The organism is Streptococcus marmotae, assembly GCF_001623565.1.
GTDB classification, from domain to species: Bacteria; Bacillota; Bacilli; order Lactobacillales; family Streptococcaceae; genus Streptococcus; species Streptococcus marmotae.
Map to the genome: position 1 here is coordinate 1159253 of NZ_CP015196.1, position 19801 is coordinate 1179053.

Genomic DNA, 19801 nt, shown 5'->3' on the forward strand with positions numbered 1-19801 from the left:
GATAAAAGGAGATTAGGAGAAAAATGGCAAAGAAAAAAGTAAACCGTAAAAAACAATTAAAACGTGAATGGGCAAAATTGAAAAAAGCAGGTCGTGAGCGTTTGGAACAAGTTGTTGATGTAGCTGAAACAGTAGTTGATAAGGCTGTTGAGCAAGTTAAGGAAGCTGTTGCAGAAATCAAGGAGCAGGCGACGACAAGTTTAGAGGATTTCCAAGCACTGCCAGAACTTGAGGCTATTCCTGCTAGTCGTTTGGAAACATTCTACCAAGCAGGCATTCAGAGTGTGGCTGATTTTGCAACATGGACAGAAAAAGATTTGCTAGCTTTAAAAGGAATTGGTGCAGCAACGATTAAGCAATTGAAAGAAAAAGGGATTGCTTTAAAGGATTAAGACTGGTTTGAAGTAAGAGAGGGCTAAGGGATGAGTTGGCTTGCAGAGTTGATTGGTGAGTTGCTGATAGGGGTATTGTTTGATCGGGATGCAAAAGAATTTCGCTCTTCTAAAACTCTCGTCTTCTACGCAATCTGTCGGAATCTCTTTCATCTTGTTTTGATAGCTCTTTTGGTTACGCTAATCTGGTATACAACCACTCAAGGGGGCTGGGTCAACTATTTCTTTGCTCTATTTTGCTTGATCGTACTGCTTTTTCAGATAGGCTCTTTTTATTCATGGAATAAACAGTGTGTTAAGCAATTTCGCTTACTGAAATCAAGAAGAAGCTGAGTGGATACTTGCAGGCAACAGAGCTAACTCACAATGAAATCACAGGTGAAAGCTCTTAAAGGGGCAATCTTGGAGCCTGGGGCCAGCAAAGCACCCAACCAAACCAATTAAGCTTGAGCTAGAAAATGTTCAGGTTGTAAAGAGCCATATAACAGGCTCGGGCTTTGCCGAAAAGGCAGATAGCTTATGGGAACCCACTGAAAAATTCATCAAATTGATGGCTTTTTCAGTGGGTTCCTTTCGTGCTCCTTTTTTTTCTTCAGAAAGTAGTTTTTAGGCTACTGTTTTGATTTGATATGTGACAGGTTGAGAACCAGAGGTGTAGCCCCTCATTACTATAAAACTAGTTACAGCTGCACCTTCGTTGTTGCTATCTCTTTTTTGTAGGATAGCGACATCATAACAAGATTGAATTGGAGATTTTATCACAAGAAAAGGGCTCTTTATCGCCTGTAGTGGGTGACAAAGAGCAATATTTATGTGAATCGATATCTTTCCAAATCAATTATCTGATTATAATCCGTTTCTGAATCAATATGATGAGCAACTTCAATCAAAATGATAGGTAATTGCAACAGCAATTGCCTCACTTGATGTGCGTTGTCTTTATCCAAGGATGCTGTAATCTCATCTGCCAGCACAATATCTTTTTTCCGAAGCAGGCAACGGACTAATTCTAGCCGTAGACGTTGTCCACCTGAAATGTTTTCTCCGTTATTTTTTAGTTGATACTCTAGAATATTTGTGATTTCATTCGTTAAACCAACCTGTTCTAGATAATAGAGTAATTCTTGGTCTGAAATCTCCTGACCTAAAGTCAAGTTTTCCCGAATGCTCCCATGGCTGAAAAATGGATTCTGAGAAATATAAGCCACATTTCCTTGATAGTGATTAAATTCTTGTCCAGCTTTGTCACGCACGAAGATTCGACCATTATTCGGGGCTACCTTTCCTGCCAACAGGCGTAGGAGAGTTGATTTTCCAGTACCACTAGCTCCCTTTATTAAAACTTTGCTTGGCTTCGATAATCTGAGTGAAAAATTGTAAAAGAGTACTTGCTCTCCAATCTGTTTTGAAACATCGACTGCAACAAGTTCTGCCAAAGATTCGACTGTCGTATAAGATGTTTCTAAACAAGGTTCTTCTAGCAAAGAAAATATTTTTTCTTTTACTGCCTGTGAACGCTGAATATCAGATACACTATACATAATCTTTTGGATAGGTCCGCTAAGATTCATTGTGGCTATATACATAGCGACTAAACTGGCTGTTGATAGCTCTCCACCCTTTTTTTGTAGTAACAGACCAAGAGCAAGAGGTAGTACCTGACTAAGAAATTCTAAAGGCCCATTGAAAAAATAAACGACATTACCAGTCCATTCATTTTTCCAGCGAGTGTTCTCATAACATTCATTGTTTTTTGTCAACTTGGCAAAATTTTCTTTGATAGCACCATAAAAATAAATCGTATCAGCTCCCTTAAAAAAGTCTCCTACAGATAGATGGAAAGCCTTTTGCTTTTCAGAAAAATCTGCTCCACTGTCTATTAAACGATTGTTCATCAACCATTGAGGTAAAGGACGAAGAAAAGAAAAGACCACAAAAACTAGACCAAGCCAAAAATTTTGAACCAAAATAAAAGTAATTGTTGTACAAAGTATAAACACTCTTCCAACTATCATATCTAAAGGTAAAAAGAAGCGGTTATACAGTACTTCCATATCTTGTGTAACAATTGAAACTTTTTCATCATACACAAAGGATTCTTGAAAAAATAATTTAGTAATAAGCTGATTTTTTAAGCGAACTTGAAGATGGCGTTGCAGATTATTACTGACAAAATTTGCTAACAACATCGTGCTATAAAAAAATAAATGCAGACAAAATCCATATATAATAAAGTTTAGTATCGTATCAATTGTAAGTTGTCCTTCACGAATACTCAACAACTTATCCAATAGTAATGGCTTAATGAGAATCATCCCACTATTCAAAAACACTCCGATTAAAAAATAAACAAAGATGTTAGTTTTTATATATTTTAGCAATTTCATAAATAAACCTATCTAAAAATGAAGCGAATATTCATAAAAACCTCAGTATAATAGTTGTACACAAGCCAACTTTAACTGAGGCTATCTAATATTTTAGTGAGCTAGTATCTGATGTTACTTATTAAGAGTGATTATCTTTTGAATCAGACTCACCAAATTGCAATTAATTATTAAAAAATAAACTAAAACTCATTTCCATCCTCATCGCAATAATGATCACGCATTGCCAATATATCAAATTGAGTAGTGTTCTTATTTTCAATTACAATCATTTTTACACCTCCTCTCTTTTTACATCAAGATAATCACAATATTCCTTGTTTAGTATAAATAATTCAAGATTTTTATCAATTTTCTTTTTTACTTGATTACATAATGTTCTTTGTTTATTACTTCTATGTTTAGGTGGGCAAAAGCCTGACTTACAAATTAAAGCATTTGGACACTTCTGACATTCTGAATCTATAGTCAAGTACCATCTGTCAAATTTTTCATGATTAAATTTACCATGTACACTTCCAAAGATATTAGAATTAGAATACAAGGCAATAGTACATGTTTGAATCACACCTTTTACGTTAAAAGTATAGTGATTTTTTCTGTTTGCATAACAGTTGAACAAATTCGTTATTATACCTCTAGCAGCGGGGACATTATATCCTTTTTTTATAGCAAATTTTGATAATTCAAAGCTAGCATCTGGATCAGGCAATGTCACTTTATAATTTCGAGAACGCTCCCCACATCCCCAACTACCTACGTTATAAAAAAAAATCTAAATCGTTTATCATGCTTAAAAGATTCCCCATCTGATTCCAAAAAAATCTTAACATTATTGAAATTTTCTTTTGATATATTAAATCTTAAATTACAACAAAAATTCAAATTTGAATTTTGTAAACATCTAATATTCTCGAGTATCTTACTATATGAACCTTTTCCATTGTGTAATACTCTTTGGAAATTATGACTTTCCTCATCTCCATCAAGTGTTATTTGAAAACTACTAACGCTATATCCTAAAATTAACTGATGAATAATTCGTTCATTAAGCAGATATCCATTAGTTGTTATACTAGCAGAATAATCAAGTCCATTTTGAGAACAAATAGTCATAAATTTTTCTGAAAGATTCTTTATCGTTTTTAGCCCCAATAAAGGTTCTCCTCCAAACCATGATACATGCATATATTTAAACATAGATTCAGCTAATAATTTTTCTGTAAATTCGACTATCGCAGCCTCAGTTTCCTCGCTCATTTTTATATTTTCAAATTTTTCATAACAATATTTACATCTAAAATTGCAGTCTCCATGTGTTAAAATTGTAAATTCTAATGTCTCCATTTCAGTATTTCTAACATACTCTATTGTCTTCTCAAATTCATTTTCTTCTTGAAAATAATTATACTTACTCAAATAATTTTCATACTGCCCCTTAACCACTAAATCATTTTCAACAGCATCTAATAAATCATTTGTAATGAAGCAAGAGTGATTATTTTTACTATTAAAAAATAGCTCCCCTGTTTCGGTTTTCTTTCTTAAAATATATGGAGATAGTATCTGCATTTTAAATACCTCAAAATTCATAATAATGGTAATAACTTCTATCACTATAGACAATTCAATACAGCTCAACTAGTACATTACTTTTGTGTTACCTAGTGAATTTCCAATGATAATTTTACCAAATCATCATTTCGAGGTGATTTTTTCCCATATATGCTGACTAACTATTTTCGGTTAACATTTTTTTCAAATGTCCTTCATAGGTCTGTGCCAAGTGGTCACTACCTGCTAACTTCATGGCTCCAATGCACTTCTTCATTTCAATAATCGCCAATTTACTTCCTGTTTTGCGATAACGATAAAGACTTTGAGCATAAAGAAAAACAAGTCTTTCATAAATTTCTGTTTCGATAAAGAAGGACTGTTTCAATTGCTTCTCAAAATACAATGCATCCATAAAATTTTGTCGCTCAATACAGGTAATATAGGCATTAAGTAACATGGTCGAAATCAAGCGTCGATTAGTAGGAATTTCTTTATAAAAGTCTGAACGTCTAGACATTTCCCTTGCTAAAATCATGAAAACATCATGTTTAAGGACATCTAAAGTGTTTGAAAAAATCAAAAGTTCATAATAACCCCAGTATTCTACACTAAATAAATAATCAGTTAAATTCTCTAAATCCTGTTCATCGTAATAATTTTCTCCTGATAAATCTTGCAGGCGAATTTTCAATAAAATAATATTGATTTGATGAAATTTCTCACGTTTTTCTTCCGCTTCCATCTGAGAATAAAGAAGTTTTTTCATTCCTTCTACGTCTCGAGTAGACACAAAATGACGTACTTTCGATAAGAGTTCATTTAATTCATCTCTATGAAAATCATGAACTGCATACATAAATTCATCAACTGGCATGTTTATTACATCTAAAATGAGCATAAACTTTGAAATGGTTAAATCAGTTTCTCCTTTTTCAAACCGAGATAGTTGAGATGTTGATATGCCAGCATTTGCGACATCTTTTAATCGTAATCCCCTTGATTCTCGAAACTTTTTAAAAATTTCTCCAAAATTTTTCATCTCTCTTCCTCCTGCACGCATATATGGGAATAATTTTTAGTTTGTTTCATAATAGCATACAATAAAGAAAAACAAAAGTGAGGATTATCACATGAAAAACACCATTTCTTAGCTCTTCTTCTTGCTGTTTTAGAAGGTATTATCGTCATTGTTGTAGGTTAAAAAAATCTAGTTGCTCGAAATGAACAACTAGATTTTTTGTTCCTGTTATAATAAAAAATAAGTAGTAATAGACGAAATGATCATTTTTGAAATTAAATGAGTATCAGAGAAAATCTTAGTCTAGAACTCAAGTAAAGGATTTTTCGTTAAACAATCCTATCCTAAGATTTCAGTCCGTTATTTTTTAGTGAAACACTCTATTCTAGGGTCACAGTAAAGTGCTTTCAATAGATAACTTTTCTTTTTATTTTTCAAAGTCATTAATTGATTTATACCTATATTATGATAGAATGGAAATAGATTTATGAAAGGGGTATCATTGCTGTTGTTACAGTCATTAGCAGATGTTTCACATTTAGTATACCAATCATCGGAAGATGATGTTACAGCCCCTATTGATGAGCTCGTTTTGGCGGATGTTTTTCTGAAGGAAGTAGATCGACAGAAAGGGCAACTCATCTGGCATCTCTGGCCTCTTGAAAGAACGGTTATTTTGGGAATGGCTGATTGCCGTTTGCCCCATTTTGAAAGAGGTGTAGAGCTGATTCGTCAGCATGGTTATCAACCGCTTGTTCGTTCTATCGGTGGGTTAGCTGTTGTAGCAGATGCGGGGATTATCAATCTTTCTTTAATCATCCCTGATCATCTGGGAGGGAAGAAGTTAGATATGAGACAGGCCTATCAGCTTATGGTAGCTTGTCTCAAGGAGATTCTTCCAGTGGCTGCTCATAAAGTAGAAGTCCGTGAAATAAGTGATTCCTACTGTCCAGGGACCTACGATTTGAGTATCAGAGGCCAGAAATTTGCAGGCTTGGCGCAAAGACGCATCAAATCGGGTATTGCTATTTCAGCCTATATTAGTCTATCTGGTCAGCAGGAGGAACGCGGTGTGTTGATTCGGGAATTTTACCGGGTAGCTGCAGGGGATTCAGTGCCCCAACCAACCTATCCAAAAGTCAATCCTGCTTCGATGGCGACCTTATCTGATTTGCTCGATCAGCCTGTTCGAATGGAAGATGTTGTGGGAGGGTTACACCAATTGATACAGAACCTAGGACAAAGATCGATAGACTATCATCTGAGTTTGGAAAATTTAGCAGATTTTGCGAAAGGTAAGCAAGATGCAATAGAACGTCATCAGAAAGTAGGGATAGGTTAATATGGTAGATATAAGTCGCTTATTTACACCATTTTCTATGGGAGATGGTATCGAATTGGACAATCGCTTTGTTCTATCGCCCATGGTGACTAATTCCTCTAGCAAGGAAGGTTATGTTAGTCAGGATGATTTGGCTTATGCGAAGCGCCGAGCAGCAGCTGCACCCTTGCAAATTACAGGCGCAGCCTATGTCAATCCTTACGGTCAATTGTTTGAATTTGGCTTTAGTGTATCCAAGGATGAAGATATTGCTGGTCTTCGTCAATTAGCACAGGCCATGAAAGCAGAAGGAGCAATAGCTATCTTGCAACTGACGCATGCGGGACGTTTTTCTTCGCATACACTAGCACGAGAAGGCTTTGTCTATGGTCCAAGTCCGATGCATTTGCAATCGCCTATTCCTCACGATGTTAAGGCTCTAACAGTTGAACAAATCAAGGATATCGTAGAGGATTATCGTCAAGCAACAAGACGAGCCATTGAAGCTGGATTTGATGGTGTGGAAGTGTCTTCTGCCCAACGCTTACTTATTCAGACTTTTTTCTCTACTTTTTCCAATCAGCGTGCAGATGATTATGGTGCGCAAGATTTTTCTAGTAGGGCACGGTTAACCTTTGAAGTGTTGGAGGCTGTTCACGGGGTAATCGTTAGTGAAGCAAGACGTCCTTTTCTGCTTGGTTTTCGAGCAACTCCTGAGGAAACGAGGGGGCATCAGATTGGCTATTCGATTGACGAATTTCTCCAATTAGTCAAGGAGGTAATGGACAGAGTGCCTCTTGCTTATTTGGCGATTGCTAGCTGGGGACATGATGTTTTTCGGAATCGCATTCGCTCTACTGGTCGCTATCAAGGACAATTAGTCAACCAAGTGATTTATCAACAGTTGAAGGGACAGATTCCCATTATGGCAACAGGCGGTATCAATAGTTCTGAAAAGGCGATTGAGGCCTTGGCACATGCAGATTTGGTTGGAGCTTCAACTCCCTTTATCGTGGATCCTGAGTTTGTTCAAAAGATAAGAGAAAATCGAGCGCAGGATATTCATTTGAAGATTAAAGCTGCGGACTTGCCTTCCTTAGCGATTCCTCAAGCTTCTTTTAAGGATATTGTTCCGTTAATGGATTATGGAGAATCCTTGCCTGCTGATTCGCGTAGTTTGTTTCGAGAGTTGGCTATCAATTATGAGAAGGAGGAAGCATGAAGTTTGGTATTTTAGACTATGGGGTTATTGATGAGGAACAGACAGCAGAGGAGGCCTTACAGGCGACAGTGGCTTTAGCTATACGGGCTGATGAGCTTGGTTTTCATCGTTTTTGGGTTGCAGAGCACCACAATCTTCCTGCTTTTTCAATTAGCACTCCAGAAATCGTGATGGCTCATTTGGCCAACCAAACCAAGACAATTCGAATTGGTTCTGGTGGGATTATGGGGTTACATTATAGCCCCTATAAGGTGGCAGAAATTGCCCGTACCCTAGCTGCCTTGTATCCAGAACGGATAGATATTGGCTTGGGCAATTCATTGGGGACAGCTCTCGTTCATCAACATTTAAACAGCCTCTATACTAGTCGAGAATATGGTATCTGGTTAGAAAAGCTATTGAGTTATCTGAAGGATGAAACTGCAGCTATTACAGCTAGTCCCAAGTCCCAATCTCCAGTCGAATTATTCGTTTTAGGAACGGGAGGTCGTTCGGTTCATGAGGCGGTACGATTAGGAATGGGCTTTACCTATGGTAGCTTTCCGTTCATCGTTCAAAATCCTCTAGAAACAGCAGCTACATTAGGGACAGCCTACCGCGAGGGACATCTAGCTTCTACTCAGAAACAAAGGAAATTCCTCCTAGCTTTGTTTGTTGTGATTGCCGAGACGCAGGAGCAAGCAGAAGAGTTGGCTCGTCCCTTGGATTTATGGATGTTGGGGAAAAATGATTTTAATGAATTTTCCCATTATCCTAGTGGGGAAACAGCTAGAACATATATCGTGACGGATGCTGAAAAAGTTCAGATGGCAGCAAATCGTACACGAATGTTGGTTGGAGATGTCGCTATGGTTCAGCAGGCAGTTCAAGAATTGGTTACAGTATCAGGAGCGGATGAAGTAATCTTTATTCCCCTTATTCCTGACCAGACTAACCGAATGAAAGCCTTGGAACTGTTAGCGACTATTGAAATAGATGATAAATAAGAAAGGAAATCGTATGAAAAAAATTGCAAATTATCTTTGGATTGAACAAGAGGAAGAACAATATGTCATCAGCATGACACCAGAATTACAAGATGATATTGGAACCATTGGCTATGTGGAATTTTCAGAAGGGGATGTGCTGGAAAAAGACGATGTAATTTTAAACTTAGAGGCGTCAAAAACGGTAATGGCGATTTTGAGTCCATTAGCTGGTAAGATTGTTGAGTGTAATACGGCAGCTTTAGAACAGCCTCTCTTATTAAATTCAGCAGATCCGGCAGAGCATTGGTTGATTAAGTTGACAGATGTCGATGCTCTAGAATTTGAAGCTCTCGAAGATGCGTAAAGAACGGGAATGTCAACTGTTTAAGCAAATGATTGGTTTCTTAGGTGGTGAAGAAGGAATCAGCGAGGATAGGGAGGAGTTGTTTCTTATCTGGCGAGGCTTAGTCAATCAACGACCAGCTGGTCCTCTTTCAGAAGAATACCTCGCTTGTGAAAAAGAATTTCTAACCGCCTATCATCAGCAACACCAGTGTTCTCTAGCAGATTGTGAAAAAACGCTTCATCCCAATATCTTACTCTACTATGGGGATATTTGTCATTTGCAGGTAGATGCCATTGTCAATGCGGCAAATAGTGAGTTATTAGGTTGTTTTCTGCCCAATCATGGCTGTATTGATAATGCTATCCATTTTTATGCAGGAGCAGAACTCCGCAATGCGTGTGCGGAATTGATGAAACAACAAGGGCATAGAGAACCAGTAGGACAGGTAAAGGTCACAAAGGGGTATGCCCTACCTGCCAGGCTAATCTTTCATACGGTAGGCCCAAGAATTCCAGAAGGGAGGAGACCTTCTCCTATTCGGGAAAATCTCCTAAGACAATGCTATCTATCCTGTCTCAACCGAGCGCGTGAAGAAGGTCTTGCGACAGTGGCATTTTGCGCGATCTCAACAGGAGAATTCGCTTATCCTAAAAAAGAGGCAGCAGCACTTGCTATTCAAACGGTGGACGATTGGTTGAGCGAAACAGCTTATCCACTGACCGTTATCTTTACCTTGTACACAGAAGAAGATGCTAGTTATTATGAAGAAGAACTAAGAGAAAAGGAGAAGTCATGACGCAGTGGAAAGCACTGGAGAGTGATCAGGATGAGCCTGAGAAATTAGCTGCTCTGATAAGGGAGGCAGATGCTGTCGTTGTGGGAATCGGAGCAGGAATGTCAGCTGCAGACGGTTTTACCTACATCGGAGAACGGTTTGAAACTGCCTTTCCTGATTTTATTGCAAAATATGGTCTTCTAGATATGTTGCAGGCCAGTTTGTATCAGTTTGCGAGTTTAGAAGAATATTGGGCTTTTCAAAGTCGCTTTGTCGCCTTGAACTATCTGGATCAACCGGTCGGACAAACCTATCTATTTTTGAAGGAAATCCTTGAGACAACCTCCTATCATATCATTACGACCAATGCGGACAATGCCTTTGCAGCAGCTGCTTATGATATGGATAAAGTGTTTCATATTCAAGGTGAGTACGGCTTATGGCAATGTAGCCGCTTTTGCCACCAACAGACCTATCGGGATGATGCATTGATTCGTAAAATGATTGCGGAACAAAAGGAGATGAAGATTCCGCGGGATTTGATTCCTTATTGTCCAAGGTGTGAGCACCTTTTGAAATCAATAAGCGTAATGCAGAAAAAGGAATGGTTGAGGATGCAGATTTCTTTGAGCAAAAAGAACGCTATGATCGCTTTTTAGCAGATCATGAAGGACAAAAAGTCCTCTATCTGGAAATTGGAGTCGGCTATACAACACCACAATTTATTAAGCATCCTTTTCAGAAGCAAACCCAGGAAAATCCTGCCGCCCTCTTTGTAACCCTGAACCAAAAGCAGTATCGGATTCCACCAGCTATTCAACCTCAAAGTGTTCAACTAACCAGCCATATCGCAGATTTAATTACTAAAACGAAAGAATATTTGATGAAAGAAAGGAAAAATGATGTACCTTATTGAACCTATTCGCAATGGAAAATATGTTGCGGACGGTGCAGTTGCCCTTGCTATGCAAGTTTATGTCCAGCAACATGTCTTTTTAGATGATGATATTTTGTTTCCTTATTATTGTGAGTCAAAAGTAGAGATTGGTAAGTTTCAAAATGCGCTTGTCGAGATCAACGAAGACTATCTCAAGGAAAACAACATCTTGCTTGTTCGCCGTGATACTGGGGGAGGTGCAGTATATGTTGATTCTGGTGCAGTTAATGTCTGCTATCTGATTCAGGATAATGGTATCTTTGGTGATTTTAAACGGGCCTATGCTCCTGCCATCCGCGCCCTCAATGAATTGGGAGTAACTCAGGTTGAACAAACTGGTCGCAATGACCTAGTGATTGAAGGTAAAAAAGTCTCTGGCGCTGCCATGACTATTTCTAACAATCGGGTTTACGGTGGGTACTCTCTCCTCTTGGATGTAGACTATGAGGCGATGGAGAAGGTTCTTCATCCAAACCGAAAGAAAATTGAATCAAAAGGGATTAAATCAGTTAGAAGTCGTGTCGGCAGTATTCGTCCTTTTTTAGCAGATGAGTACCAAGCTATTACAACGGATGAATTTAAAAATCTGATGACATGCAAATTGCTGGGAATTACTAGCCTTGATCAAGCAAAACGCTATGAATTGACAGATGACGATTGGGCTGCGATTGATCAATTGGTTGCTGATAAATATAAAAACTGGGAATGGAATTATGGCAATTCTCCCCAGTACAGTTACCACCGAGACGGTCGTTTTGCAGCTGGAACCATTGATATTCACTTGGATATGGATAAGGGACGGATTGCACATTGTAAAATCTATGGTGATTTCTTTGGAAAAGGTGATGTGGCAGAAGTTGAGCAAGCTTTAATAGGACATCGAATGGAAAAAGACGATATTCGTATGGTTTTAGAGACAATTGATTTGTCACGCTATTTCGGTAAAGTATCAGCGGATGAGTTGCTCGAGTTGATTTTTAGCTGAGTCAGAAGCAGTTGCAATTTCTCAGAAAATCTGCTACAATAAAGCCAATCAGAGGGATAGTGAGTTTGTCTGTTACAGAAAGCGGTGGCGCTGAGAAATCCGCACAGATGTCAGTATGGGTTGCTGAGGATTGAGAATAGAAATAAGAACAAGAGCGGGCATTTGCCCGAATTTGGGTGGTACCGCGGAAATTAGCATTAACTTTCGTCCCTGTCGTATGGCAGGGGCGTTTTTGTGTCAGATGAGAGAAAGTGAGGCAAGTTATGCTAAAGATTTTAGAAGCTTATGATGGCAAATCATTGCCTAAAGTGGAAACCAATCGTCTGATACTACGTCAGCGGACCGTGGAGGATGTCGAAGATCTGTTTACCTATGCGAGCTTGCCTGAGGTTTGCTTACCAGCGGGTTTTCCACCGGTAGCGACGCTTGAGGAAGAACGGGAGTATATTAAAAGCAAGTATCTCGAAAATCTTGTCAAAGAGAACTTACCGTCTGGCTACGGCATTACCGTCAAAGGGAGCAATCGTATCATAGGCTCTTGTGACTTTAACCACCGCCGATCTGATGATGTCTTTGAGATTGGCTATTTGCTTCATCCAGACTTTTGGGGCAAGGGCTATATGCCAGAAGCAGTTGCGGCGCTGATTGAAGTTGCTTTTACCCTTCTTCATCTCCACAAGGTCGAAATCAGATGCTACAGCTCCAACCAGCAGAGCAAACGAGTTGCTGAAAAACTCGGTTTTACCTTAGAAGCGACGATTCGTGACTATAAAGACTTAGAAGGAAATCGAGTAGACGAATTGGTTTACGGATTGTTGAGGACAGAGTGGGAGGAGAATCGGCATGTGACAGCTAGTTAAGAAAGGTGGGAGATAGTATGCTTCATCATATCGAAATCAATGTGGCCAATCTCGCAACTAGCCGTGTCTTTTATGAACAGCTTTTTGCAGACTTGGGCTATGAACTGGATCAAGAGTGGGAAAAGGGCTTTAGCTATCGCTATCGGAATACCTACCTCGTCTTTGTCCAGAACGAGGAAGATTACAGAGAGCCAAGTTATCACAGAAAGCAAACAGGCCTCAATCACGCCTGCCAACCAAGGTACAGGTTGATGCCCTACACGAGCGCTTGCGAGCGGACGGTGTACCCCTACTCTATGATGACCGCTACCCACAAGCTGGAGGACCAGACCACTACGCCGTCTTTTTCGAAGACCCAGATCGGGTGAAGATTGAGGTGGTGTGGGAGAGGTGAACTAACTAATGAATTTTACAATTGAAAATATTATTTCCTTTGTAGGAGCTATGGGAATTAGTACGATTATCGGAACAGTTATTTCATTTGTTCAAACTAATAAAAAGCATAAATTAGATTTAGTTACAAGGGAGCGTTCTGAATGGAGAAAGCAACTAAAAAAAATTATAAAAAATTTAGATGATGAAAATAATAGGGCGATAGCGATAAGTGAGTTGAAAAGTCAAATTAACCCATATGGTAGAAATATGGATATAAAAAATACGAAGCCTTATTTTATGAAAGATGGACATATTTGGGATATGTTAGAAATGGGGGAAAAAGTCAACTATGAGAAGCTGATCTTTTTTGTGGAATTGCTATTAAAATATGATTGGGAGCGGTCAAAAAAAGAAGTGGAGGTTAAACCGTATGAATTGATACATGGAATGATAAGATTTACTTTAATAATACTACATTTTTATTCTATATATCTGATTTATAAAACTGTTACTAAATTAGGCGACATAATGGTATCAATAAATATTGGTATATCTGTGCTAGTCGTGCTTCTTCTGTTAATGCAGAGACTAGTGACAACAGCTATAATTTTAAATCCTTCAAAAAAACGTAGTGAGCAATTTTGGATATTTATGCTCTTTTATGCCTTGCCGTACGCTTATGTAGTGAATAATTTAGTGGATTATTTAAGTATTAGAGAATCGGCAGCAATAAAAGTTATTGCTTTAATAGGGATGTTTATATATGAGGTTTATTATTTATCTTTCTTTGATTCTTATGAAGATAGGTATGTTAAAGAAATCGAGCGATACTTAAGTGTTAGAAGTAGAAAATATCAGGAAAGTATTGAGTTAGCAAATCGAATTCGAGGCAGAGAGGACAAATTATATCAGTATGAATATAATATTTCTGCCATTCATAAGATGAATAAAAAGTTGAAAAAAATCAAAAAAAAGCTGACGAAGAAAAAAAGACCGCAAGAATATTGGCTTCACCCTATTTTATTTTTTAAGTACAGAAGAAATAGAAAACGAATTATAAGAGAAGTCAAAAAATGGAAGAAGGAGATTAACTAATGTCAAAAGAACTATCACCAAAATACAATCCAGCCGAGGTTGAGGCTGGTCGTTATGCGAAATGGCTGGAGGCAGATGTCTTTAAGCCGTCAGGAGACGAGAAGGCTAAGCCTTACTCTATCGTGATTCCACCGCCAAACGTGACGGGAAAACTCCACCTTGGACACGCCTGGGACACGACTTTGCAGGATATTATCATCCGTCAAAAACGCATGCAGGGCTTTGATACTTTGTGGTTGCCAGGGATGGACCATGCAGGGATTGCCACTCAAGCCAAGGTTGAGGAGCGTCTCCGCGAGCAAGGCATTACCCGCTATGACCTCGGTCGTGAGAAGTTCCTAGAGAAAGTCTGGGAATGGAAAGACGAGTATGCTGCGACCATTAAGGAGCAGTGGGGCAAGATGGGTTTGTCGCTTGACTACTCGCGTGAGCGGTTTACCCTTGATGAAGGTTTGTCAAAAGCTGTCCGTAAGGTCTTTGTTGATTTGTATCAAAAAGGCTGGATTTACCGTGGCGAATTTATCATCAACTGGGATCCAGCAGCCCGCACAGCCCTTTCAGATATTGAAGTTATTCACAAGGATGTCGAGGGTGCCTTCTACCACATGAACTATATACTTGAGGATGGCTCTCGTGCGCTTCAAGTTGCGACAACACGTCCTGAGACCATGTTTGGAGATGTTGCGGTTGCGGTCAACCCAGAAGACCCACGCTATAAGGACTTGATTGGACAAAACGTTATCTTGCCGATTGTCAATAAAGCCATTCCAATCGTAGCCGATGAACATGCGGATCCAGAATTTGGAACAGGGGTTGTAAAAATCACACCTGCCCATGATCCAAATGACTTCCTCGTAGGACAACGCCACAACCTCCCACAAGTCAACGTCATGAACGATGATGGAACGATGAACGACTTGGCGGGTGAATTTGCAGGGATGGATCGTTTTGAAGCTCGTAAGGCAGTCGTAGCTAAGTTAGAAGAGCTTGGTGCTCTAGTAGAAATCGAAAAACGTGTGCATTCTGTCGGACACTCTGAGCGTAGCGGTGCTGTGGTTGAGCCACGTTTGTCTACTCAGTGGTTTGTCAAAATGGATGAATTAGCTAAAAATGCTATTGTCAACCAAAAGACCGAAGATGAAGTGAAATTCTATCCACCACGTTTCAATGACACCTTCCTTCAATGGATGGAAAATGTCCATGACTGGGTGATTTCACGTCAGCTTTGGTGGGGTCACCAAATCCCAGCTTGGTACAATGCAGAAGGTGACATCTATGTTGGGGAAGAAGCACCAGCAGGTGACGGATGGACTCAGGATGAAGATGTGCTTGATACTTGGTTCAGCTCTGCCCTTTGGCCATTTTCAACGATGGGCTGGCCAGATGAGGACAACGCAGACTTCAAACGCTACTTCCCAACCTCAACCCTTGTCACAGGCTACGACATCATTTTCTTCTGGGTGTCACGGATGATTTTCCAATCTCTTGAATTTACAGACCGTCGTCCGTTTGAAAATGTCTTGATTCACGGTTTGATTCGAGATGAAGAAGGTCGGAAAATGTCTAAATCTCTCGGAAATGGGATTGATCCGATGGATGTGATTGACCAGTACGGGGCAGACAGTCTCCGTTGGTTCTTGTCAAACGGCTCTGCACCAGGTCAGGACGTACGTTTCTCTTACGAGAAAATGGACGCCTCATGGAACTTCATCAATAAAATTTGGAATATTTCCCGCTACATTCTCATGAATAATGAGGGCTTGAGCCTTGAGGAAGCGCGTGAAAATGTTGCAAAAGTAGCCGCAAGCGAGGCTGGAAACGTGACAGACCGCTGGATTCTCCACAACCTCAATGAAACCATTGCTAAAGTCACTGAAAACTTTGACAAGTTTGAGTTTGGTGTGGCTGGTCATATCCTCTACAATTTCATTTGGGATGAATTTGCGGACTGGTATGTCGAGTTGACCAAGGAAGTGCTTTATAGCGACAATGAGGCAGAAAAAATCATGACTCGCTCTGTGCTTCTTTACACCTTGGATCAAATATTGCGTCTGCTTCACCCAATCATGCCATTCGTAACAGAGGAAATCTTTGGGCAAATCTCAGAAGGCAGCATTGTGACGGCAAGCTATCCAGTGGCTCGTCCTGAGTTTGAAAATCATGCAGCGGCAAATGGCGTAGAAGCACTGAAAGACGTGATTCGTGCCGTGCGCAATGCGCGTAGCGAAGTCAATGTTGCCCCAAGCAAGCCAATCACGCTCTTGATCAAGCCAACGGACAGCCAGTTAGAAGAATTCTTCAAGGCAAATGTCAACTACATCAAACGCTTCACCAATCCAGAACACTTGGAAATTGACGCAAGCCTAGCTGCACCAGAACTGGCTATGTCAAGTGTCATCACAGGAGCTGAAATCTATTTACCGCTTGCAGACCTGCTCAATGTCGATGAAGAATTGGCTCGTCTTGAAAAAGAACTTGCCAAATGGCAGAAAGAACTCGACATGGTTGGCAAAAAACTTGCTAACGAAAAATTCGTTGCCAACGCCAAACCAGAAGTCGTCGAAAAAGAACGCGCTAAACAGCTTGATTACCAAACCAAATACGATGCGACCAAAGAACGCATTGCAGAGATGGAGAAGTTGGTGAAATAGCTGGAACAATAGTGAATAGGCATCAACTGTCATAAGAACTGGCCATAGTATGGAGAGAATTAACAGGATTCTCTCCTTTTTGCTGTTCATCCTTATTGAATTTCAAAAATAGCTCTTTTATATTCATCAAAAATCAAAATTTGACATCGATAACTCACCTTCCTTACTGAACCCTAGTTCTATCTGTAGTTTCGTTTCCTAGTCAGATTTTGATTTTTATAGAGTGTTATCTGTGTCTGCTTATTTTTGCTATAAAAAGGAGTATATGAATAGGCATCAACTGTAATAAGAAAAGCCCTTACTAGGAGTACATACCTAATGAAGGCTTTATGTGAGTTTTCATATGTTTGTGGGTGAGCGCGTCGCGCTCCCTCGCTACATATTATCGTTTAATCAGTCTGATACCGGATTTTGGAAAACAAAAAACGAGGGCTATAAAATCGATTTCTAAGCTACAATCTTTTCGTCAAAACAGAATGGCTACCCCTCCATATATTCTTTTAGTTGCTCTCCTTGTAAGCCGACATTCAGTGCGATGAGGAGCTTCAATCTAGCTTTAGGAGCGTTTAGTTCTTTGACAAAGAAGATGCCTTTTTGATGGAGATCGACTCCACCTCCGTCATAGGCATAGACTGGTTCTGCAATTCCGTTGAAACACCGTGAAACAAGGGCAATCGGAATTCCTGCTTCTAGGAAATCAGTTAGTTTGTCCGCTACTTCTTTGGGAAGATTACCCGCACCAAATGCCTCAATGATTAAGCCGTCCAGGTTTTGGGAATCTAATATATCGAGCAATTCGGTCTTCATCCCAGCATAGGTTGGAATGATGGGAACGAGGCCTGAAATCTGTTCTAGGTCGAAACGAACGCGGGGTTCCGCATTTTTAAAGTAGAGAATTTCCTGTTTCATCACAAGTCCTAACGGTCCATGAGTTGGTGTTTGGAAGGTACCAACGTTGGTCGTGTGGGTCTTTGTAACATATTTTGCAGCATGAATTTCATCATTCATGACAACAAGAACACCCTTATCTTTTGCTTTGTCGTGGCTGGCTACTCGAAGGGCATTGAGGTAGTTATAGACGCCGTCGCTTCCTAGTTCATTAGATGAACGCATGGCTCCTGTTAAGACGACAGGAATAGCAGGTAATTCCATTGTATCTAAAAAATAAGCTGTTTCTTCTAGCGTATCTGTTCCATGAGTGATGACAACTCCGTCATACTGAGTCGCTTTCTCTTTGATTGTCTGATAAAGAGTGAGCATGTGCTCAGGTGTCATATATGGGCTAGGGAGATTAAAGATGTCTAGTGCTGTGACATGGATACCATTTAGAGGGACAGAAACATGATTCATCGGATTTTCATGATTGGTTGTCACCTTACCTTCCATATCTGCCTGCATAGAGATAGTACCGCCTGTGTGTAAGACAAGAATATTTTTCATAAACTTTCAGATTCTTTCCAATTGTGGTATACTAATTGTATCATAAAATGCAGGAAAGTAGGTGAGATGTTGAAGATTAAGGCAGTATTTTTTGATATAGATGGAACCTTATTGACAGATAATCGTACAGTCAGTCCTTCAACAATCTCAGCTATCAATCAGCTACGTAGACAAGGGATTTTAGTTGGGCTAGCAACTGGTAGGGGGCCACGTTTTGTACTCCAATATATGGCTTCTTTGAGTTTAGATTTTGCAATCACCTACAATGGTCAGTACATTTTGTCGCGCGAAAAAGTGTTATTTATGCAGGAGCTACCCAAAGAAGATATGCCAGCCTTGATTGAATATGCTAGACAATATAAAAAGGATCTTTCTTTTGGGACAGCGTTTGGTGTTGCAGGAAGTCGGATTATGAGTTTCGGTGGAGGAAATCTAGCTTATCGACTAACACGGATGGTTCCTGCTTCCTGGGCTGGATTTGTTAATTTTATTTTTAACCGATTCATTCGCAAGGTCAGTCCTCAAAATGAAGAGCAGTTGCGGATTATTTCAGAACGTTCTATTTATCAGATGATGTTGTTAGCGACAGAAAGAGAGACTAGACGGTTAGCTTCGCAGTTTCCGAGATTAGCATTTACTCGTTCAAGCCCTTATGCGGTGGATATTATTTCAAAGGGAAATTCCAAATTAGTAGGGATTGAGCGTATTGGTGCCCAGTACCAATTTAGTCTTGATGAAGTCGTTGTGTTTGGCGATTCAAACAATGACTTGGAAATGCTGGCTGGTATTCCACATTCTGTTGCCATGAAAAATGGAACAAAAAAAGCTCGTCAGGCGGCCTTTTATATTACAGATAGTAATAATCACGATGGTATTTTTAAGGCCTTAGTGCATTTTGGTCTCGTAGAAGGAGCGTCATATGTTTCAGAGTAAGGATAGCCGGTTTAATGCAGTCAAGGACTTTCATGCGAAAATGGATGAAAGAACGCAAGAGTTCCCGCTTGCCTATGAGCCTCAGTCGGCACTGTATCGTGCAGATTTCAAATTAGAAGAAATTGTTGAATTTTTGTATGCTACTGCAAGGAATAATGAAGAGTTTGATGAGATGACTCAGAAACTTCACAGAGCCTTGGATAAGGCGGCGAAAAAGTCGAAACAGAATGAAAGAACAGCTGATCCCTTGTTAGGACAAGTAGATGCTTTACTTGATTTGTTGTATTTTACCTATGGTTCCTTTGTGTTAATGGGAGTTGATCCAGAACCGATTTTTGACATTGTACATCAAGCGAACATGGGAAAAATTTTTCCAGATGGCAAGGCACGTTTTGATCCGATTACTCATAAAATTTTAAAACCAGAGAATTGGTCAGAAAAGTATGCGCCAGAGCCTGCCATTCAAGAAGAATTGGTCAGACAATCTAAAGTTCATCAGAGGCAGGAAGATAAAAACTAAGCACCCGTTTTCACGGGTG

The 19801-nt window shown here is 39.6% G+C and carries 16 protein-coding genes and 2 pseudogenes; 13 read left to right on the top strand and 5 right to left on the bottom strand.

Translation table 11 applies throughout. The annotated features are described in order from the left end of the window. Nucleotides 1-23: 23 nt before the first annotated feature. Nucleotides 24-392, top strand: coding sequence for a helix-hairpin-helix domain-containing protein (locus A4H00_RS05995; protein ID WP_067088157.1), 369 nt, complete (start codon nt 24-26; stop codon nt 390-392). Nucleotides 393-1201: 809 nt separating this feature from the next. Here A4H00_RS05995 and A4H00_RS06005 read toward each other — a convergent pair. From A4H00_RS06005 to A4H00_RS06015, 4 genes are all read right to left on the bottom strand, one after another. After that, nucleotides 1202-2779 carry an ATP-binding cassette domain-containing protein gene (locus tag A4H00_RS06005; protein WP_067088161.1) on the bottom strand — a complete coding sequence of 526 codons (1578 nt, stop codon included), beginning with the start codon at nt 2777-2779 and terminating at the stop codon, nt 1202-1204. A 274-nt stretch (nt 2780-3053) separates the two neighbouring features. After that, nucleotides 3054-3497 (bottom strand): radical SAM protein, encoded by a 444-nt coding sequence (locus A4H00_RS12175; RefSeq protein ID WP_237334189.1) that lies wholly within the window; start codon nt 3495-3497, stop codon nt 3054-3056. Nucleotides 3498-3535: 38 nt separating this feature from the next. Further along, complete coding sequence (locus A4H00_RS12180; RefSeq protein WP_237334190.1) at nt 3536-4351, bottom strand: radical SAM protein; 816 nt, start codon at nt 4349-4351, stop codon at nt 3536-3538. 160 nt (nt 4352-4511) lie between these two features. Beyond that, nucleotides 4512-5375 carry a helix-turn-helix domain-containing protein gene (locus A4H00_RS06015; protein WP_067088163.1) on the bottom strand — a complete coding sequence of 288 codons (864 nt, stop codon included), beginning with the start codon at nt 5373-5375 and terminating at the stop codon, nt 4512-4514. Between the two features lie 466 nt (nt 5376-5841). On the opposite strand from A4H00_RS06015, the gene A4H00_RS06020 reads away from it, so the two are divergent. The 11 genes and pseudogenes from A4H00_RS06020 to A4H00_RS06070 all read left to right on the top strand — a co-directional run bounded on the left by A4H00_RS06020 (nt 5842) and on the right by A4H00_RS06070 (nt 16889). Further along, nucleotides 5842-6696, top strand: coding sequence for a lipoate--protein ligase family protein (locus A4H00_RS06020; RefSeq protein WP_067088165.1), 855 nt, complete (start codon nt 5842-5844; stop codon nt 6694-6696). Nucleotide 6697: 1 nt separating this feature from the next. Then, complete coding sequence (locus A4H00_RS06025; protein WP_067088167.1) at nt 6698-7897, top strand: NADH-dependent flavin oxidoreductase; 1200 nt, start codon at nt 6698-6700, stop codon at nt 7895-7897. After that, nucleotides 7894-8883, top strand: coding sequence for an MsnO8 family LLM class oxidoreductase (locus tag A4H00_RS06030; RefSeq protein ID WP_067088169.1), 990 nt, complete (start codon nt 7894-7896; stop codon nt 8881-8883). The genes A4H00_RS06025 and A4H00_RS06030 overlap by 4 nt, the downstream gene beginning before the upstream one ends. A 13-nt stretch (nt 8884-8896) precedes the next feature. Further along, complete coding sequence (locus A4H00_RS06035; RefSeq protein WP_067088171.1) at nt 8897-9229, top strand: glycine cleavage system H family protein; 333 nt, start codon at nt 8897-8899, stop codon at nt 9227-9229. Continuing rightward, the gene (locus A4H00_RS06040) at nt 9222-10007 is read left to right on the top strand and encodes a protein-ADP-ribose hydrolase (RefSeq protein ID WP_067088173.1); all 786 of its coding nucleotides are present in this window, start codon (nt 9222-9224) and stop codon (nt 10005-10007) included. The genes A4H00_RS06035 and A4H00_RS06040 overlap by 8 nt, the downstream gene beginning before the upstream one ends. Then, a pseudogene (locus A4H00_RS06045) lies at nt 10004-10902 on the top strand (SIR2 family NAD-dependent protein deacylase). The gene A4H00_RS06040 and the pseudogene A4H00_RS06045 overlap by 4 nt, the downstream one beginning before the upstream one ends. Continuing rightward, nucleotides 10889-11908, top strand: coding sequence for a lipoate--protein ligase (locus A4H00_RS06050; protein WP_067088175.1), 1020 nt, complete (start codon nt 10889-10891; stop codon nt 11906-11908). Before A4H00_RS06045 ends, A4H00_RS06050 begins: the two are co-directional and overlap by 14 nt. Nucleotides 11909-12171: 263 nt before the next feature. Beyond that, nucleotides 12172-12768, top strand: a complete 597-nt coding sequence (locus tag A4H00_RS06055; RefSeq protein WP_067088177.1) for a GNAT family N-acetyltransferase — start codon at nt 12172-12174, stop codon at nt 12766-12768. Nucleotides 12769-12785: 17 nt separating this feature from the next. Continuing rightward, nucleotides 12786-13136, top strand: coding sequence for a VOC family protein (locus A4H00_RS06060; protein ID WP_418080443.1), 351 nt, complete (start codon nt 12786-12788; stop codon nt 13134-13136). 34 nt (nt 13137-13170) lie between these two features. Next, nucleotides 13171-14238 (top strand): hypothetical protein, encoded by a 1068-nt coding sequence (locus tag A4H00_RS06065; protein ID WP_067088179.1) that lies wholly within the window; start codon nt 13171-13173, stop codon nt 14236-14238. After that, on the top strand, nt 14238-16889 hold the full coding sequence (locus A4H00_RS06070) for a valine--tRNA ligase (RefSeq protein WP_067088180.1): 2652 nt from the start codon (nt 14238-14240) through the stop codon (nt 16887-16889). The genes A4H00_RS06065 and A4H00_RS06070 overlap by 1 nt, the downstream gene beginning before the upstream one ends. Nucleotides 16890-17369: 480 nt before the next feature. On the opposite strand, the gene A4H00_RS06075 is transcribed toward A4H00_RS06070, so the two are convergent. Next, complete coding sequence (locus A4H00_RS06075; RefSeq protein ID WP_067088182.1) at nt 17370-18329, bottom strand: asparaginase; 960 nt, start codon at nt 18327-18329, stop codon at nt 17370-17372. A 69-nt stretch (nt 18330-18398) separates the two neighbouring features. Here A4H00_RS06075 and A4H00_RS06080 point away from each other — a divergent pair. Then, nucleotides 18399-19782 (top strand): annotated as a pseudogene (locus A4H00_RS06080) (HAD-IIB family hydrolase). The last annotated feature ends 19 nt before the right edge of the window (nt 19783-19801 follow it).

Coding starts and splice junctions, on each gene's coding strand:
- A4H00_RS06015 (WP_067088163.1), bottom strand. CDS start 5,375: ATGAAAAATTTTGGAGAAATTTTTAAAAAGTTTCGAGAATCAAGGGGA.
- A4H00_RS12180 (WP_237334190.1), bottom strand. CDS start 4,351: ATGCAGATACTATCTCCATATATTTTAAGAAAGAAAACCGAAACAGGG.
- A4H00_RS06055 (WP_067088177.1), top strand. CDS start 12,172: ATGCTAAAGATTTTAGAAGCTTATGATGGCAAATCATTGCCTAAAGTG.
- A4H00_RS06075 (WP_067088182.1), bottom strand. CDS start 18,329: ATGAAAAATATTCTTGTCTTACACACAGGCGGTACTATCTCTATGCAG.
- A4H00_RS06040 (WP_067088173.1), top strand. CDS start 9,222: ATGCGTAAAGAACGGGAATGTCAACTGTTTAAGCAAATGATTGGTTTC.
- A4H00_RS06070 (WP_067088180.1), top strand. CDS start 14,238: ATGTCAAAAGAACTATCACCAAAATACAATCCAGCCGAGGTTGAGGCT.
- A4H00_RS06025 (WP_067088167.1), top strand. CDS start 6,698: ATGGTAGATATAAGTCGCTTATTTACACCATTTTCTATGGGAGATGGT.
- A4H00_RS06005 (WP_067088161.1), bottom strand. CDS start 2,779: ATGAAATTGCTAAAATATATAAAAACTAACATCTTTGTTTATTTTTTA.
- A4H00_RS06020 (WP_067088165.1), top strand. CDS start 5,842: ATGAAAGGGGTATCATTGCTGTTGTTACAGTCATTAGCAGATGTTTCA.
- A4H00_RS06050 (WP_067088175.1), top strand. CDS start 10,889: ATGTACCTTATTGAACCTATTCGCAATGGAAAATATGTTGCGGACGGT.
- A4H00_RS06065 (WP_067088179.1), top strand. CDS start 13,171: ATGAATTTTACAATTGAAAATATTATTTCCTTTGTAGGAGCTATGGGA.
- A4H00_RS06030 (WP_067088169.1), top strand. CDS start 7,894: ATGAAGTTTGGTATTTTAGACTATGGGGTTATTGATGAGGAACAGACA.
- A4H00_RS06035 (WP_067088171.1), top strand. CDS start 8,897: ATGAAAAAAATTGCAAATTATCTTTGGATTGAACAAGAGGAAGAACAA.
- A4H00_RS05995 (WP_067088157.1), top strand. CDS start 24: ATGGCAAAGAAAAAAGTAAACCGTAAAAAACAATTAAAACGTGAATGG.
- A4H00_RS06060 (WP_418080443.1), top strand. CDS start 12,786: ATGCTTCATCATATCGAAATCAATGTGGCCAATCTCGCAACTAGCCGT.